An 18,892-nucleotide genomic window follows, 5' to 3' on the forward strand; every position below is an offset into this window, starting at 1 on the left:
AATTCACCACAGACTAGCTGTCACAAACAATACAAATAAAAGGCTACCTATTTTGACCTTAAATAATCACGGAATGTGTTGCTAGATAAGGTCATTTGCAAGTAGGTAGTCTTTTTTGATAAGCGCTCGTAGTTCAACTGGATAGAATATCGGATTTCGGCTCCGAGGGTTGAGGGTTCGAATCCTTCCGAGCGCACTAAAGTTGCCATTAAGTTTTTCAAAATTGATTTCTGCAGATCAATTTTGAAAGATTCAAAAATTTTATTAAAAGTATTAAGTGTAACTATGTAATCCTAATGATTGATCTTTGATTATATTCTCGACCTAACGCTTTCAATGACCTACTTGGTTTACCAAGTAGGTTTTTTGTTTTATTTTAGCCTAAGTATCGGTTGAATAACCTTAATTTTAAATCCCTCTGGAAAAGTTATTCAACTAATAATATTTTGATCTATAGAATTTGGATAATTGAGTATATGAGTAATATGGCGGTAGACAAAAAACACACCTATAAGGCAACTATTAAATGGACTGGTAATAGTGGCTTAGGTACAAGCCATTATCAAGCTTATGAAAGGGAGCACTTGATCAGCATAGACAACAAAAATAATATTTCGGGATCCGCAGACCCTTCCTTTCGTGGGGATAGGACAAAGCATAATCCAGAAGAGCTTTTAGTTTCTTCACTTTCTGCTTGCCATATGCTTTGGTATTTACATTTATGCTCACAAGCGGGTATAGTAGTCACAGATTATGTTGACAATGCTACAGGTATAATGATTGAGAAGGAAAATGGAAGTGGACATTTTACAGCAGTAACCTTACAGCCAATAGTGACTGTCACTGATGAGAACATGGTAGAAAAAGCCAATGAACTTCATAAAAAAGCAAACAAACTCTGCTTTATCGCTAATTCAGTAAACTTCCCTGTGTATCATAAACCAACAGTAATAATAAGTAAGATATAGATCAGTTCAAGAACAAGTGCATGAATGAGCAAAACTTAATTAAGTAAACATTTTGATTCGGTTAAATTATTTGAGAAAGATCACAATCGTACCTCTGAATTATTTTAAACTAAAAAAAGTTTATCTGACTTGAGACATTTTTGAACTAAATCTCGTCTAATTGATATAACCACAAGTCATTTATCTTATGAGAAATATCTTACTAGTTTTTTCGATTTTTACGCTTCTTGCTTCCTGCATTGAAAACGAAGGCGATATTCAAGAAAAAGGTCAATTCCCTGTTGGTAACTGGACAATCGGTGAAAATCATGAAAACGGTTTTAGCTTAATAAGAACAGAAAATTTGCCTGATAATACTTTTGGCTTTTCATTTTTTGAAAATGGGGAAATGACTTCCAGGAGAATCTCCGGCTGGTGTGGCACTCCGCCTGTTGCCTATTCAGACTATTCAGGAACTTGGTCGATTGGAGGGACTACTTTAAAGTTAAACATGGGTTTTTGGGGTGGCAGAAATATCCAGGAATGGAAAATTATCTCCTCGAACGACTCTGGTAACGTCGTCAGAATTGAAATACTTAACGCTGAAACTGTGATTGATTAATCCCATACTTCATGACAATCAATCATCTCATCCTAAAACATATTTACATGAAAAAATATATTTACTTCTCCTGCCTTTCCTAATATTCTCTTGTGTAGAAGACTCAGACAAATTAGAAATGGAAAGTATCAAAGGAACTTAGGTGCATAAATCCGAACTTATAGATCAAAGTATTGAATCGACATTTATCTTTCACTCCAATGGAACTTTTGAGCAAGAACATAGAAGAACTCAAGGAGAAGGTGATTTTGAAACTGGAATATTGTCTATTTCTACAGGGATTTACGCCTTTGAAAATGGTGAACTTGTAGTATCAACTCAAACAGCATTCCATGCCGAAGTCTATGAAAATCTGCCCTCTACAATTGAAGACTTAATAGATAGTGATGACTTTTTAAAGCGTACAGTAAGAGCCAAATTTTCATTTGAAAATAATTTCAATGCTATGATTCTCTTTTTCTACGAATGTCATGATATCATCACAGGAGGCCTATCAAGTTGTGCAGAACCGACTCCTATGAAGTATATAAGGGTGGAGGGTTAAGTTTAAGCAAATGTTCAAAAGATTCAAGTTTTTACAACACGAAATATGATTTAAAAAAAATTGTAGATGGCATGCTTTTAGTTTATCAAGTAGTGAAGACCAAATCTTATGGCAAAAAGATTGAGATTAATAATTGAAACCAAAGAATTAATAATTTATCAATATGATTGATAGTTTATTGATTCCTCAAAGCATAATGAATAAAAATCACCTGTTTTCTACATTCATTTTATTGATAATAAACATCAACCTCGTATTCGGGTGTCAGCTGATTAAAAAAAATTCATCCTTATCAAAGCATGACGATAGTCACAAAACTTCGATAATGAATAACGCTATTGACTATGAAAAATCAGATTGGAAAAAAGCAAATTTATTAGGTCGTGTAAAGTCTATTGAAGAAAAATCAACCATTGAATATGATGGCGAAAAACCAAAGGAGAGTTTTTCAAAATCAGTCTTTAATGAAAATGGCAATTTCTCGTTTAGTGACTTTGAGGGGCATGTATTTGAATATGAATATGATACTAATGGAAACATCATTGAAACCAGAGAATACATGTCGGGAAATCCAATCTCGAAAACTCTATACAACTATGCAGCCGATGGGAAGTTGCTAAACAAAATCCGCTACGAAGGAAAGGTATTCTCAACAGAAGAAGAATGGCAAAGCCATAGGGCCAACATTCCAAACCTCCCTCATGAAGGTCTTTATCTTCGTACGAATCGCATCATTGATGAAAAAGGAAACGAGAGTGTAACAATCTATGAAGAAGATGGTCAAGTAGAATATTTCATCAATGAATTTAAAGATGAAAAATCACGAATAGTAAAATTCAAAACCATATACCCTCACTCTGATTCGTTTGGTTATCAAAATACTTGGGATTATGACACTCTAGGTAATCTAGTCAAGTTCAAAAAATATAAAGGCCCTGAAAATAGCTTGGAATGGATTTTCGAGTATAAATATGACCAAGATAATAGGATCATTCAGGAAACTTCTTTACACTACATGCCAAAAAGCTCTTCTAAAATGAATGAAAAAGGACATTTGGAAGATCAGACAAAAGGCTACTTTTTGGATAAAGAGTCATCTATCATAAAATCATATTCCTATGACGATGCAGGGGATCTGATTTCTTTTTCCATACATAAATACTCAGGCGAACTGATAAAGAAGGAAACTTTTGAGTTTTCCTTTGATGAAAAGGGTAATGAGACTCATTATATCATCAAAAACACAGACGGAAACATCATTGAGGAGACCAAGAGAAAATTTGATAGCCATGACAATATGCTAGAACGAATCATTGTTGATGCAAACGGTGAAATTCACCTAAAAGAAACTTACAAATACGACAGTGAATTCAAAGTCATAGAGCAAATTTTAGAAGAGCCAAAGAAAGAAAGAATTGAGATTGAAGGCCAAGTCTATGATGAAGTTGGTAACTGGATAATACTTGAAACCAAAGTGCTTGATTCAAAAAATAATGAAACACTTCATACCATCAGAAAAGAAAGAACAATCGTTTATTTTTAAGTCACTTCATGTGATCAAAAAACACTGCTCTACATCATAAAATACAGTTTAGGATGTTCCTTATGCAATTTTATTGAAATAGGGAACATTCATAACCAGATCAAAAATTACAGTTTTGAAAATCTGTGAGAGACTATTAAATCATCACCCCCACTCAATACTTTAAATTATTTTTTTGATCTTAAATATCTATTAAAAAGGATTTATTTTAAGGGAAAAATAAGATCACCATGTTAACAATTGAAAATTACCTAGACAGCCATTACATCCATAGGAGTAATTGGCTGAGAGCTGCCGTGCTTGGTGCGAATGACGGAATCATATCCATATCAAGTCTTGCGATAGGTGTGGCAGCAGCAAGTGCAAGCAGAGAACCGATTGTTCTAGCAACAGTAGCTGGACTTGTGGCTGGAGCATTATCCATGGCTGCTGGTGAATATGTTTCTGTTAGTTCTCAAACTGACACTGAGCAAGCAGACATCAAGAGAGAAATAGAAGAATTAAGGGAAATGCCTGATGAGGAGCTAAAAATCTTAGCTCAAATCTATGAAAAGCGTGGATTGAAAAAAGAAACCGCTATGCAAGTGGCATTAGAACTTACTGAGCATGATGTCTTGGCCGCACATGTCAGAGATGAATTGGGTATCAATGAAATAAGCCAAGCGAATCCAATCCAAGCAGCTTTAGCTTCTGGAGCATCATTTATAGCTGGGGGAATATTACCTTTATTGGTGGTTTTCTTTGCACCAGTCAGCGGCATGGAATATTGGCTTTATACTTTCACTATCATTTCTCTAGTTATCTTAGGTATTATTTCTGCAAAAACAGGAGGATCGAGTATCGGAAAAGCTGTGTTGAGAATCACCATTTGGGGAACAATTGCAATGGTCCTCTCTGCATTGGTTGGCTACCTCTTTGGGGTGAATCTTTAGTAGATAAGTTATTGATCCATTTCTTCATGAAATTGAATCTGATTTGCTTGTAATCGCTCTTTATATTTCGATAAGTTTTTCTGAAACCTTTCGAAGTCCTTGTTTTCCAAAAACGTCCATCCTACCTCAGCATATGCAATTAACCTTGGGAATACTTGTCTCTCTAGGGTTTCGATAGTTGGAGTATATTCAGTCCAGATTTGAGTGCCTGTCCCGAGGATTTTACTGTGGTATTTCTCTTCCAATCCCTCAGGAATAGGATTGAATGCATAGGATTTTGAAATAGGTAATCTTTCGTAGGTATAGTCAAGGTAGGTATCCCAATGATTGGAATTCACAACTTGATATCCATCCATAACTGCTTTCTGAATAAGTGAAAGGTCGCCTTTCCAAAAATGAACAATAGAAGAAGCTGCTAGTTTCTGCTCCACAGCTTGATCAGAAGCCTCTCTCTCTTCATGAATATCATCACCCATGATCTCATTCCACCCCATCATACGCTTACCAGCACTTTCCAAATAATTTGAAACTTGGTTTGTAAAATAAATCTGTAAATCAACAGGTGAATTCAAATTCTGCTTAGCCATAAATTCCTTGACGGTTTCATCATTTTCCCATGGTTGATAATTTACTTCATCCCCTCCTATGTGAATGGTTTGACCAGGAAATAAGGCTATCACTTCATCCAATACATCCAAGAGAAATGAGACAACCTTGGCATCAGCCACGTTAAATGAATCAGGCATTTTACCGAAGGTTTCAGGGACTTGAGTTGTAGTGCCTAAAGATCCAAGCCAAGGATAAGCGGCAATTGCTGCCATGGCGTGACCTGGCATTTCTATCTCAGGTACTATGGTGATATGTCTGTCTTTTGCGTAAGTAATGATCTCTTTGATTTCTACTTGGGTATAGAAACCTTCGTGTGGTTTACCAAATCGCTTCTCACTGTTCCTTTCTACCTGGGTATCGTTTCGAACTGACCCTTTTGAAGTGAGCTTGGGATACTTTTTGATCTCGATACGCCAACCTTGATCGTCTGTGAGGTGCCAGTGGAAAGTATTCATTTTTAAAGCAGCCATTTGATCCAGCATTTTTTTAACTTGCTCAATACCCATGAAATGCCTTGACTCATCTAGCATAAATGCACGCCAAGAAAATCTTGGTTTATCAATGATTTCAACACTTGAGATTGCTACAAACTTATCTGCATATCCACATTCAAAATCTGTAGGAAATAATTGCTTCAAAGATTGAATACCATAAAAAACTCCAGTAGAAGTAGCTGCCATAATGCTAAGACTTTGATCATTGATAATAAGTTGATAGCCTTCTTTTCCATATAACTCATATAAACCTTCTTCCATGCTAAGGATGATACCATTGCCAATTTTTGAAATATTAGATTTTTCACCAAAACCTTTTTCTAGAAATTCGGCAAGGTAAGCTGCTTCATGATGCAATCCCAAGTCAGCGATGATTTCGATTCCTGACTTAATCTCAAATAAATCAGATCCATATTCAATAGATTGGGGATGAGGAATTATTTGTGCTCGACAGAAAGGCATAGTTAGTACTAAAGCAGCTATGCTCATTGTGATTAATGAAAGGTCTTTTTTCATGATTATGATATTCTTATGGCTCAACTGTTCAACATGTAAGTAAATTTGGAAGGAATTTATTGCATACATTGATATACAACCTCTCCTGATTTGATCGTCTGACAAACCTCCATTTTTCCTGCTGCTTTTTTGAAAATTATCAAATCAGCAGCTGCCCCTTTCTTTATTCCATAAGAAAGATGCTCATCTAATGCCATGCTAGGGTATATTGATGCCATATCAATGGCTCTTTCCAGACTCGAAACCCCATGCTTAACCAGGTGATTAATACAGTCAAGAATTGAACTGGCAGAACCTGCCAAAAATGATGGTGAATCCTTCATAAATAACCTACCATGTTCATCTAGTTCTACATTTCCACCTATGATGCTCTGGTACACTCCAGGTTTCATTCCTGCAAATTTTGTGGTATCACTCACCAAAATACTTTTTTTTGGCTTTACTTTTAGAAAAACCGAAAGCATCGATTTAGGCAAATGAAAGCCATCAGCAATCACAGTTGACCATAATTGCTCAGAAGCCAGTTGTTCCCACAGATAGTTAGAATGTCTAGGCATCATGGCGTGAGTCGCATTTCCTAAGTGTGTAGAAATGGTTGCCCCAGCATCAATTGCGTCCCTAATTTGGATGACTGAGGAAGCGGTATGACCGATGGCTACTTTCACTCCACTTGCAACACATTTCTTGATAAAATCTACTGCATTATCCCATTCTGGTGAAAGTGTAATAATTTTCAAATTCCCTTCCGCTATATCCTGCCATTTGCAGAAAAGATCCCAATCAGGAGCCCTGATAAACTCAATAGGATGAGCCCCCCTAGGCCCATCTTCTTTAGATAAAAAAGGACCTTCAAGATGAATCCCCGCTATCGATTCTTTGTTTTCTTTATTATTTATGGCATTGAGAATTGTCTGAATTGATTTTTCAATGTTAGCATCACTGTTCGTAATTATCGTAGGCAAGTAAGAAGTCACCCCTATCTTCCATAGACTTTTGGTGACTTCAATAACATCTTCCACTTTCAATGATTTAGTATTGAAATCCATACCATTGAACCCGTTGATTTGAAGATCAATCATGCCAGGAGCTACAAAATATTCAGATTTTTCATCTTCGATATCTACTACATTAGAGATTAGCTCTTCCACTACCTCGATTCTGACAGGCTTTAATGTCTGGTAATGAATGGCTTCAATATGCTGCTTCATTTTTCGTTGATTAACTTTTTCATACTACTGATAACATTTGAAGTATCTCTAGGAAAGGATACATTAGGTAAGGCTTCGACATTTTCTAATTCAAAACATCATGCTCGTTAGATATTGTTATTTTACTAATATTACTAAGTAAATCATTTACTTTACTAGGCACTTTTTCATTAAGCAGATATCCACCGGAGACAAACATGACAAAAGAGACCATGGTAGGCATTCCTATTTCCAAGGCCAATGATTGAGTAGGGAATACTTTCAAAATGGCAAAAGTCAACAAACCAGAAACTATAGAAATTATGGCAACTTTACCGTTACTTTTCGCAAAAGTAGGAAGCAAGCCCAAAATCATAGGGATAGCAATGGGTCCTAGCAATGCTGCAAACCAAGAAATAATCAAGCCGAAGACTCCACCAAAATAAGTTGAATTCAACCCAGTAAAAATGGTCAACACTGTAAATGTCAAAGTCGTAATTCGAGCTATTTTCAATAATTTGGCCTTTGAATAAGTTTTGAGAAAAGGAAATACCACAGGTAAAATATCTCGACTGATCACTGCTGATACAGTGTTGGAATCAGAAGCTGTCATCGATAGGGTATTGGCAAAAAGAGAAGCAAGAACCAAACCCACCAGTCCACTTGGTAAAAACTCCAACACCATCATTCCATAAGACACACTAGGATCAGCTAAATTCTCAAAGAAAATTGGTGTAGCAAACATCGGATATAGCAGTATCAAAGGCCATGTGAAATACAAAATGGAAGAAAGTATGGCTGCTTTTCTAGCAGTCTCTCCAGATGAAGTAGAAATAAATCTCGTAGCCAGATTCCAAGTCCCTCCACTATAGCTAAAAAAATTAATCATGAGCATCACCAAAGCAAACATAATGGTGTATGGTTCATGAAAGAACCCAGAATTAGCTGGCGGTAGCTTTTCCCAAAGGGTAAATACCCCAGAGGCACCATCTCCTAGCTTGAATAATATCATCACAAACATGGTAATGCCTGCAAGTATCTGGACGATGAATTGGCCAAAATCATTCCACACATCTGCCCACAGTCCCCCTATAGTAATGTAGATCAAAGAGACCACCCCAACCAACAAGATACCAGTAGTAATAGATGTACCACTGAACACATTCAACAAGACTGCAATAGCAGCAAGCTTTCCACCAGTATCAAAAATTTTGATAATAGTACCTATCCATGCGATAAGTTGCTGAGTTGGTAAATCATACCTCATCAATAAATATTCTGTAGGTGACTGAATACCTGCATACAACCTTAATCGTGACCATCTCGGGGCTATATAACATGCTGCTATCAAGGTAGATAGACCCACTGTGAATGCCCACCAGACATAAAGAGTAAACCCATGCGTATAAGCAATCCCTGCATAAGCCACGAATACAGCCCCACTATATCCTGACACATGATGGGAAATCCCAGAAAGCCACCAAGGCAATTTACCACCAGCAGTATAGAAATCTGCGGAATCTTTAACTTTAAAATATGCCCAAAGTCCAATGGATAAAAGCATTAGAAAATAGACAAAGAGAACTATCCAATCTAGTAAACCCATTTTACTTCTTTTTGGAAATACGACTATAAAGCACTTGGATCTGCTGAGCTCTTAAAATATTTTGCTCATCCAACTCAGCATCATATAGAAACCCCTTGTTGAGTGAAGTAAATCTTTCGCTGAGTTTCTTAGAATCCTCAAGCAGAGTTTCTAATTTACTCGACAAGGTGTGATTCATATCGGGACTATATGCCTCTGAATTATAGAAAGCTTCAATTTCCTTGTACTCTAAATAGTGCATCCTCAAATCAGCCATCAATTTAAAATGATCAAACTCTTTTTCATTGTATCTAGGTGCTACCAGGGCCAATTCATTTCTCACTTTCCCAAAATTGATTCTCATCTCTTCTATATCTTTACTTCTTTCAGGTTTCCCATTTACAATTAGCTCTGGAGGGAAGTGAAGAAATGACCATAATTTCAATGCATCATCATCATTTAAGCCAAATCTTTCATTTGCATATTTAAGTACATAAATTTTGGGATCGATTGGCTTATCATTTTTTAGTGATTCTGCATAACTGGATATCAAGATCCTAAAACCTGACATGGGATAAGTATTGCGGATTTGAACCATATCCACCACATCATATCCTACATCCCAAGTGAACCCGTACAAGCCGGTGGTTGACCAAGACGTCATAACGATACCTTTATAATTATTAGCCCTCGCGTGAGGAATAAAATCTCTTTGATTTTTGAAATGAGTAGACCAATCTGTCACATACCAGTTGTCCGGATGACTTCTGATAGATGGTGAGCCCCAGAAAGAAAAACCTAATTTTTGAAGCTTGGGGATATCGCCAAAATGATTGATCTTCCATCCATAATTCCAATCCACAAATATGGTTTCCTTGGGTAGCTCAGCAGCAGCTTCAGGATATTTCAAAATTATATCTGCCCACATCAAAGGAATTTTTCCCATTTCTATGACTATGTTGGTCACCATTTTCATGTGATCGACAAAAAGTTTCGATTTACCTACTTCCCTAGCCTTTTGGCTGCACAGTTCACAATGACCAAGTAAGTAAGTCTCATCTCCTCCTATATGGATAAATTCCGAATTATGAGTTTCAACAAGCTCTTGAAACAAATCGGTAAAAAGCTCCTTGCTTTCCTCGGTTTTCAAGGGGCAAATCTGAGAGATATCCTTTCTGTCCTCTTTCAGGTGGCTGTATCGAGGGTTTCTCAAAATATATTCCACATGACCTAGACTCTGCTGCAATGGGATTACTTTAATATCAAGTTTTTCACAATGATTTATAAAATCCTCAATCTCTAGCTTTGAATAAGAGTACTTGTTAGAAATTGTTGCGTGTTTTTCAAAAGGAAAAGTACCCTCCCATTCTACCACTAGGGTATTTAGTCCAAAGCTTTTCATTTCTTCCGCAAAAGATTTGAGTGCATCGGGAGTCATTACTTGAATGCGTAAATCAAGATGAAAGCCTTTAATCTTGAAATCATCCTCTTTGGCTTCTACTAGATCGCTGGCTAGAGAACTAGCGTAACATATAGATAGCAAAACTAATGTGAGAAAGTAGCGAATGTATTGAGGCATAGAATGGGGTGAAAGTACGTAATTTTATATTTTGAAAGATTGATTCCTGAATTTTGAAAACCTAAGAATCGGTATAGTCTGGATAATCAAGCGATCAGGGCATCCACAAGATAGCATTCAAAGGATGCCCGTGAAAGCATTGCGGGATCAATCCTTAATATGTGCGTCTGGCAGATCTTTGACAGCAGCTTCATCGAAATAAAACTTACAATCCGGATGAGTAGTCAATATGGATGCTGGACATGAAATGGAGATTGGTCCTGCCAATGTATTTTTCACTGCCTGACTTTTGCTGGAGCCTAATACCACACAGAACAAATGCTTCCCTTTCATCAAGATGGGCACAGTAAGTGTGAGGGCAGTCTTGGGGACCTCATCTATGGACTCAAAACAACCATCATTTACTTGCTGAATTTTGCAGGCATCATCCAAAGTCACTTTTTTGATAATCTCCGAATCCTCGAAATCAGCAACGGGCGGGTCATTAAATGCAATATGACCATTTTCCCCGATACCAAGACATACGATGTCTATTTCGCCTTCATTGATCAAATCCGTATACCTCTTAATTTCATTTTCGATTTCATTTTGAGTATCAATCACATTGACATCTTTGAGGTAAACTTTGGAAAATAGTTTTTCATCTAGAAATCTAGAAAACAGCTGGTCAGCATCACTAGGTAATCCGATGTACTCATCCATATTCATAGCTACAATTTTATGCCATTTGATTTTCTTAGAATTGGACAAATATGCTAGCAAACCATTTTGTGAAGGTGCCGCAGCAAAGATTATCCTGATTTCATCTTGTCTTTCCTGCAATTCAACTATGCATTTTTCCACAGCTTCTCCTGCTGCTACACCTACTAAATATGGATCAGTAAAGACATTTACATCTTTTTGAAAATCTATCATTGTTTTTAAAGTTTTATTAAAATATCACCAGATAGTTCTAGAATCATTGTTTTGGACACGTCCTATCGGTATCATTTTTAAAAAAAGAATTTTGAATTATTGAATGGTAATCGATACTTCAAAAGCATCTAACCTGGCGCCCGCTCGATCTCTTGCTGACAATACTATCTTGTCACTACTTCCATTTCCGTCATTGATATAAGACAGGTTCAAGACATTGATATCATTTTGGGTAAATCGATTTCCAGCTTGTAAAATACTCGCACCACTCACTAGCCAGCCCCTTTGTGGAACTTCTTCTACTGTATAAATGATGTCATTGACTCCTGCTCCAGATATCTCTAACATGCTTCTGCTCAAAGCTGTTGAGCTTCCTCTTTCGACAGAGAAACCTGTATTGGTCACAAATTCGAGTACACTATTTCCAGTGGCTATGGTTGCGATCAACATCGGTGGAGGAAATGTAGGGTGTTCTTTTGAAGCCAAGTCATTGGTCTCATCTTTGGTAGCTTCACCATCAAGCATAAGTGTGATCTTTCCAAGGGATTCTCTAGACTCATAGAAATCAGTGAGATCATAATTGAACGCTGGAATTCTTGTTGTTTTCAAAGTGGCTATGGGTCCTGCATCAGGCAGAGGGGCATTGTTCCAATTGATCCCCATCTCTGTCCAAGTGGTATCATTGACATTGTACACATCCAAATCATCATTTCTAGCATGTGTAAATACAACACCAATTTGAAACCTTAGGTCTGTAATCACTCCTTCACTATTCAATTCATTCAAATCAAACATCAAATATGCCCTTCTGTCAAAATCTCCAGCGCCAGTCACATTTTTCACTCTCAAAAGTGGATTCGTTCCATAATTGGTATTTGCAAATGAACCACCATTCACAAATGAATCGTAGATAGGAAAGATCGTATCAGTCTTTACTGAAGGGTCTAAAGCATCCAAATTGACGGTTTGAGCAGAGAAGAAAACTATAGCATTGACTACATGAATGACACCGTTAGTGGGCTCTAAGTTAGAAGTTGCTATTTCCCATTGCCTACTAGTACTTTGATTGATCAAACCTATGAAATTGGCATTATGAGACAAAAACATCGTCTGCCCACTTTCAGTCTCATAGGGAAGAGGTCTATTGCTTTCAAATAATTCAGGATCTGTAAAGATGACCCTTGCCCTCACGATATGATACCTCAATACGTTTCTTAGGATTGGTGCAGGAACTTGAGAAAGACTGCTGTAACCATTACTTTGGAGGTAGTTACTAAAGGCTTGATTTGTCGGAGCTATAAAAGTCCTGATATCCTGACCTCCATATATATCCTCCAAGCCTGTCAATTCTATAGCTTCTCTCAGCATTGAAAAGGAATCATTCGTCCGGAAAAACTCCAATGCCGAAACACCTAGACTACCTGTTACGCCAGATTTTTCATAGTCAAAGTTCTCTTGAATGACACAACTGAAAAACATACCAATCCCGAGCCAAAAACAGGCTAATCGGATTAGGATTTTGGTAAATTTAATATTTTTCATCTTGATATAATTTTTAATTAGACAATACTAGGATCTTATTATTATTGATAGAATGAATTTTGGACCAAGCTTGGGTTTCTATTTAATGCATCTTCATGAATAGGCCATAATAGGTTAGCTTCATCATTCAATCCATTGATTGGGTTCATTACTTCTATTGCTTTCCCTGTCCTCACAAGATCAAACCACCTATGTCCCTCAAAAGAAAGTTCGATAAGTCTTTCGTGTAAAATGGCGGATTCAACATCTCCATAGAGATCGATAGCACCTTGGATATCCAAATTTGGCAATCCAGCTCTTGTCCTAATGATGTTCAATAACTGTAAGGCTTCGATAGTTTCACCCAGCTGATGATGGGCCTCGGCTTTGAGTAAAATAATATCAGCTAATCTAAACATCACGATATTCTTATCCGATGGCTCTGGACTTTCATCACTGAATCCTTGCCCAAAGTATTTCCATATTTTTCTTGGTTGTGTCTCTGTCACATCATATATCAAGTCTCTTCTGAGGTCTCCTTCTTCAAAAGCATTTCTAAAAGATACGCTTGGGAAGAAATTACTATCAGAGCCCAGCGCATATAGTATCCTGAGTGAGTTTCTCTGTACCTCGTTATATCCTATTTCAAAAATGCTCTCGTTGGTATAACCCTGCGTAAAAATTCTAGACCAGTCATTAATGGTGACCAATGAATAGAGGTTATTATTCATGACTCTTTCCGCAGACTGTATGGCACTAGCATAATCCTTTTTCCACATGTAGAGATGGGTAAGCATAGCGTCTGCCCCACCCTTGGTGATAAGAATTCTGTCTCTCTGTCCACCGAAATTGGCACGGCAATTTGCTGATGCAAATAATAAGTCTGCCTCTATTTGATTCAATACAAGCTCTTTGCTTGTTCGAGTAGGAAATATGTCTTGCTGAATACTTTCATATGGTTCCAAAATCAAAGGTACATCCCCCCACACTCTCACTGCGTAGAAATACGATAAAGCTCTAAGTGCCCTGGCTTGAGCAACTAACTGTATTCCAAATTCACTGTCTCCTTCAAAAACAGTCGGCACATATTTGATCGCATAATTGGCCCTACTGATTGTCTCGTAAATATTATTCCATCTTGCAGAAGCCAAGATTGAATTGAGCGTATTCTGTTGTAAAAGGAATGGATCTCCGGCTTGATTGGTGTTTACAGCATCAGCTCTACCCTCTCCCCAATAGGCGAAATTGATGGAAAATGTAGCTTGAACGGCATCATAAATCCCATAAACCCCTGCCTGTGCGTCACTAGAGGTCTGATAAAAACCCTGAGCAGAGAAGCTACTGATCGGATCTCTTTGCAATAGGTCCTCAGAGCATGAAAATAGTATCATCAATGTAGCACCTAGAAATATTTTTATTGAATTTTTCATAGCTTTCATCATTATAAACCAATATTTAAACCAAGGATAATGGTACGACTTTGAGGATAAGATCCTTCGTCTACTCCTACTCTCAAGCCACTGAAAGAATTCACATCAGGATCATAGCCAGTATAGTTGGTCCAAGTGATAAGATTTGTAGCCGTGATGTGAGCATCAAGTTTGGATATCTTCCATCTATTTAAGATAGCACTTGGTAGACTGTATCTGAAATGGACATTTTTGAGCTTGATATATGATCCATCTTCCACCCATCGGCTTTGTACTCTGCTCATCGATTGCAAAGGATCATCCCTGACTGGCTTAGGATAATTTGTAATATCTCCTTGTTGCCTCCACCTGTTCAGTGCATCGGCTGAGAGGTTATTATACCTTACTATGGAGTTTCTTTGGTGGTTGATTTCACTATAAATATCATTTCCATAAGAAAACTGAAAGAAAAGACTTAGACTGAAATTTTTATAAGTAAAATCGTTATTGATTCCTCCAAAAAAATCTGGAGTGGCATTCCCTATGATCTGCCTATCATTCTGATCTATGTATCCATCACCATTCAGATCATGCCATATTGGATCTCCTCCTCTATATACTGGACCTTGAGCGCCATTGGTTATTCCATTGACATTGTCTTCATCACTTGCATATACACCATCAAACCTCCACCCAAAGAAAGTTCCTATTGGATATCCTTCTTTAAGGATATGATAAGCACCATTTTGAATAAAACCATTTGTCAAAACATTTTCAGGTAGACTTTTAACCATATTCCTGTTCGAACTGATATTAAAATTAGTGGTCCAACTAAAATCTTTCGTTTCCAAATTTCGCGTAGAGATTAGCAACTCTAGGCCTTTGTTTTGTATACTACCAATGTTTTGGGTGATAAAATCAAATCCAGTTTCTCTTGGTATAGGCACATTGTAAAGGAGATCATTTGTGTTCTTTATATAGGCATCGAAATTGATAATTAATTTGCTTTGCCAAAATGATAAGTCCACACCAGCATTGTATTGTGTGGTAGTTTCCCATGTTAGGCCTGAGTTAGGCATTACAGAAGGTGAAGCTCCTGAGAAATCTAGGTAATTGGTCCCCACCATAAATTCTCCTTGAGAGGTATAATTACCGATGGCTTCATTTCCTGTTTTTCCAGCACTAAACCTTAGCTTTCCATCGTCCATGAAATTTGCATTACTAAATACACCTTCATCAGAGAATCTCCATCCGACAGCTGCTGAAGGAAAATAACCAAACCTATTGTCTCTTCCGAATCTGGATGAACCATCAGCTCTTATATTTGCCTCAAACAAGTACTTTCTCTCATAATCATATGAAACTCTACCAAAATAGGACAACATCGAATGCTCTGTGGCAATATTCACATCTTGATTGGAGATTGTCCCTGCTCCGTTGAGTGTGCGGATATTGTCACTTGTGAAAAACAGTCCATCTAAACCTGCCCTTTCATACTTCCAATCTTGATAACTGAAACCTGCCAATGCGCCAAAGTTATGGCTTGTCCCAAACTGCTTTTGGTAAGTCAAAATGTTTTCGTTGGCCCAAGTGATATTGTTTGATGACCTTACCGAGCCTGTATTGTACCCTTCTCTAAAATCTAATATTGTTGGGATAAAGGTATCCTCCTTCATCGAGACGAAATCCACATTGATACTGCTTCGGAATTTCAAGCCTTCTGCTATTCGGTATTCTGCATATTGACTTGCAATGACTCTATTGCTTTTGTTGATATTGGTAGAAAGCTCAGCCAATCCAACTGGATTTCTCCTACCCAATTGATACCCATTGAGTGATCCATCTGGTAAGTACATGGCGAAAGTCGGAGGTCGTATCAAAAGTTCTCTGACTATACTCAAGTTTCCTGATCCAGCAGCGTTAGACCTGTTGTTTACAGCATTGGTATAGGAAACACTCTGACCTATGGTCAATCTATCGGAAACATCAAAATCTACATTCAATCTTGAAGTGATTCTTTTGTAATTGGAATTTAAAATGATTCCGTCTTGATCAAAAAATGAAGAACTCCAAGCATATCTCACATTATCAGAGCCACCTCTAATGGAAAAATCAACATTGTTTTGTCTAGCAACTCTAAACAACTCACTTTGCCAGTCAAAATCACCATTGTTCACAGCACTTAGAGAATCTAACACAGCTGGGATAATGGCCTCATTGCTATTTGCATTTCTGTAAGAGTCAATCACGGCACTTCTATACTGACTAGCATTCAAGACACTCAATCTCCTAGAAACGGTACTAATTCCAGAGTGAATATTGAGATCAACTTGAGGTTTTCCAGACTTGCCTCTTTTGGTGGTGATCATCACTACGCCATTGGCTGCCCTAGAGCCATATATTGCTGTGGAAGCAGCATCCTTCAATACTTCAATTGACTCTATATCTGTAGGATTGATATCAGCAAGTGGATTCAAACCAAAATTCTCTGTACCATTTAATGAAGAAGTTACATTGGTTTCTATAGGCACTCCATCTACGACAAACAATGGGGAATTTCCTGCATTCAAAGAAGAATTTCCTCGAATATTGATGGTCATTCCACCTCCTGGAGCACCTGAATTGGAAGTAACCTGTACGCCTGGGGCTCTACCTTGTAAGACTGAAATAGGATCTTGAAAATTTGTCTGTGCAATCTCCTTGCTGCTGACAGAGGCAATTGAACCTGTAAGGTTCCTCTTTTCTTGCACCCCATAGCCCACCACAACAAATTCATTCAAATCACTTGTGGAAGACTCTAAGGAAACATTTAACTCACTAAGGTTACCAACACGCAACTCTTTTGTCTCAAAACCTAGATAAGAAAATCTTAAAATATCTTGCTCCGATACATTCCCGAGAGAATAAAATCCGTCAATGTCGGCGGATGTTCCTTTAGAAGTTCCCTTCACCATTACAATAGCTCCAAAAATAGGCTCCCCAGTTTTGCTATCTGTTACCCTACCCTTGATACTGCTTTCTTGAGCACTAGCAGAAAGAGATCCGATAAAGATAAAAAGAAGCAATAGCCTAATTCTGAATACTAACTGACTACCCGCAAATTTAAATAGGGCATTTATGTTTATTTGACTCATAGAATTACAGTTAAATGTGTTTCAATAGAATTTTAATTATGTACCTGTTCCAAATGTAAAATATTAGGACACAATATGCAAACGTTTGCATGAATTTAGGTCAATTTTTTAGAAATTAGGAGATCAAATTATTTTTAAAAAATTGTAAAAACAGGCCAAAAATGGGTATTTAAAGCATTTTTTCAAATAAATAAATTTTTCTAAATTTTTTCTTATATTGCAAACGTTTGCTAATAAAAGATAATGAAAAGGAGAACGACTCTAAAAGATCTGGCCAAAGAATTGAATTTGGCAGCCTCTACCATATCAAGGGCATTAGATGATCATCCTGGGATAAGTCCTGAGACTAAAGAGAAAGTGTTGAACAAAGCTGAGGAGCTTGGTTTTACACGGAATTCAATCGCATCAAGCTTTAGGAAGAATAAAACCCTGACCATTGGTGTGATTGTGCCGAGGATAGATATTCATTTCCATTCCCTTGTCATCAGCGGTATAGAAGAGTTTGCATATAAAGCTGGATACAATGTGACGATTTTTCAATCAAGAGACTCTATCAAAAGAGAGACTAAAATCACCAAAATTCTTCAAAATAAAATGTCTGAAGGGGTCATCATTTGTTTGGGGACTGAGACAGACTCTTATGAGCATTTCGAAAAACTCAATAGGCTAAAGATACCGTTGGTGTTTTATGACAGAGTGCCTAGTGATTATGAAGCGAATAAAATCATCATTAATGATTATGAATCTGCTTTCAAAGCTACTGAGCATCTTATTGAGATTGGATGTAAGCGCATAGGTCATATAGGGGGAAGTCAATCCACAGGAATATTCAAAGATCGATATGAAGGCTTCAAAGCTGCACTTACAAAGCATGGCTTCCCAATGGATAAAAAATTGGTGCATTTTACTAGAGAATTAAGCTATGAGGAGGGTGCATTAGTAGCCAAAAAGCTTCTAAATCTGGAAAACCGACCTGATGGTATTTTTTGCTCAAATGATTATACAGCAGTCAGTGCTATACAAGTATTCCAAAAGAATAATATCAAAATCCCCAATGAAATCTCCATTGTGGGATTCAGTAATTACCCCATTTCCAAAATCATCGAACCGCACTTGACCACAGTCAATGATAGGGCTTTTGAAATGGGAATGGCTGCGGCAAGGTTGTTGATTAGGCAGATTGAGGAAGAGGAAGATATCATTCAATCCGAAATAGTTACTATCAAAACAGAACTAATCGTCAGAGAATCAACTATGAGATCTTCATAATAGAAAATTGAATTTACTAACCATTTTTCAAGAAAGTATTTTATTTGCTATGCTTGGCGTGGGATTTGCACTCGTTTTCCGTAAAA

The 18,892-nt window shown here is 37.3% G+C and carries 14 protein-coding genes and 1 tRNA gene; 7 read left to right on the forward strand and 8 right to left on the reverse strand.

Going from position 1 to position 18,892, the window contains the following annotated elements; all coding sequences use genetic code 11:
* Positions 1 to 122: 122 nt before the first annotated feature.
* The 6 genes from MM214_RS09005 (at position 123) to MM214_RS09030 (ending at position 4,588) form a co-directional block, all read left to right on the forward strand.
* Positions 123 to 196: transfer RNA gene (locus tag MM214_RS09005), tRNA-Arg, on the forward strand.
* Between the two features lie 280 nt (positions 197 to 476).
* Positions 477 to 968, forward strand: a complete 492-nt coding sequence (locus MM214_RS09010; RefSeq protein WP_241294523.1) for an OsmC family protein — start codon at positions 477 to 479, stop codon at positions 966 to 968.
* Positions 969 to 1,155: 187 nt separating this feature from the next.
* Entirely contained in the window at positions 1,156 to 1,569 is a 414-nt protein-coding gene (locus MM214_RS09015; protein ID WP_241294525.1) for a hypothetical protein, read from the forward strand.
* Positions 1,570 to 1,711: 142 nt separating this feature from the next.
* Positions 1,712 to 2,113 (forward strand): hypothetical protein, encoded by a 402-nt coding sequence (locus MM214_RS09020; RefSeq protein WP_241294527.1) that lies wholly within the window; start codon positions 1,712 to 1,714, stop codon positions 2,111 to 2,113.
* Positions 2,114 to 2,438: 325 nt separating this feature from the next.
* Positions 2,439 to 3,656: a hypothetical protein gene (locus tag MM214_RS09025; RefSeq protein ID WP_241294529.1), complete on the forward strand. Its 1,218-nt coding sequence runs from the start codon at positions 2,439 to 2,441 to the stop codon at positions 3,654 to 3,656.
* Positions 3,657 to 3,886: 230 nt separating this feature from the next.
* A complete protein-coding gene (locus MM214_RS09030; RefSeq protein ID WP_241294531.1) occupies positions 3,887 to 4,588 on the forward strand; it encodes a VIT1/CCC1 transporter family protein in 702 nt (233 codons plus the stop codon).
* Positions 4,589 to 4,596: 8 nt separating this feature from the next.
* On the opposite strand, the gene MM214_RS09035 is transcribed toward MM214_RS09030, so the two are convergent.
* From MM214_RS09035 to MM214_RS09070, 8 genes are all read right to left on the reverse strand, one after another.
* Complete coding sequence (locus tag MM214_RS09035; RefSeq protein WP_241294533.1) at positions 4,597 to 6,207, reverse strand: beta-N-acetylhexosaminidase; 1,611 nt, start codon at positions 6,205 to 6,207, stop codon at positions 4,597 to 4,599.
* Positions 6,208 to 6,263: 56 nt separating this feature from the next.
* On the reverse strand, positions 6,264 to 7,415 hold the full coding sequence (locus MM214_RS09040; RefSeq protein WP_241294535.1) for an N-acetylglucosamine-6-phosphate deacetylase: 1,152 nt from the start codon (positions 7,413 to 7,415) through the stop codon (positions 6,264 to 6,266).
* Between the two features lie 85 nt (positions 7,416 to 7,500).
* On the reverse strand, positions 7,501 to 9,000 hold the full coding sequence (locus MM214_RS09045; RefSeq protein ID WP_241294537.1) for a sodium:solute symporter family protein: 1,500 nt from the start codon (positions 8,998 to 9,000) through the stop codon (positions 7,501 to 7,503).
* A gap of 1 nt (position 9,001) precedes the next feature.
* Positions 9,002 to 10,558, reverse strand: coding sequence for a family 20 glycosylhydrolase (locus MM214_RS09050; RefSeq protein WP_241294539.1), 1,557 nt, complete (start codon positions 10,556 to 10,558; stop codon positions 9,002 to 9,004).
* A 147-nt stretch (positions 10,559 to 10,705) separates the two neighbouring features.
* Positions 10,706 to 11,473 carry a 6-phosphogluconolactonase gene (locus MM214_RS09055; RefSeq protein ID WP_241294541.1) on the reverse strand — a complete coding sequence of 256 codons (768 nt, stop codon included), beginning with the start codon at positions 11,471 to 11,473 and terminating at the stop codon, positions 10,706 to 10,708.
* A 96-nt stretch (positions 11,474 to 11,569) separates the two neighbouring features.
* Complete coding sequence (locus MM214_RS09060) at positions 11,570 to 13,015, reverse strand: CBM96 family carbohydrate-binding protein (protein WP_241294543.1); 1,446 nt, start codon at positions 13,013 to 13,015, stop codon at positions 11,570 to 11,572.
* A 41-nt stretch (positions 13,016 to 13,056) separates the two neighbouring features.
* Positions 13,057 to 14,424, reverse strand: a complete 1,368-nt coding sequence (locus MM214_RS09065) for a RagB/SusD family nutrient uptake outer membrane protein (protein ID WP_241294545.1) — start codon at positions 14,422 to 14,424, stop codon at positions 13,057 to 13,059.
* Between the two features lie 11 nt (positions 14,425 to 14,435).
* Entirely contained in the window at positions 14,436 to 17,537 is a 3,102-nt protein-coding gene (locus MM214_RS09070) for a SusC/RagA family TonB-linked outer membrane protein (RefSeq protein ID WP_241294547.1), read from the reverse strand.
* A 243-nt stretch (positions 17,538 to 17,780) separates the two neighbouring features.
* On the opposite strand from MM214_RS09070, the gene MM214_RS09075 reads away from it, so the two are divergent.
* Complete coding sequence (locus MM214_RS09075; RefSeq protein ID WP_241294549.1) at positions 17,781 to 18,806, forward strand: LacI family DNA-binding transcriptional regulator; 1,026 nt, start codon at positions 17,781 to 17,783, stop codon at positions 18,804 to 18,806.
* Positions 18,807 to 18,892 lie beyond the last annotated feature (86 nt).

Source organism: Belliella kenyensis, assembly GCF_022549675.1.
Lineage (GTDB): Bacteria > Bacteroidota > Bacteroidia > Cytophagales > Cyclobacteriaceae > Belliella > Belliella kenyensis.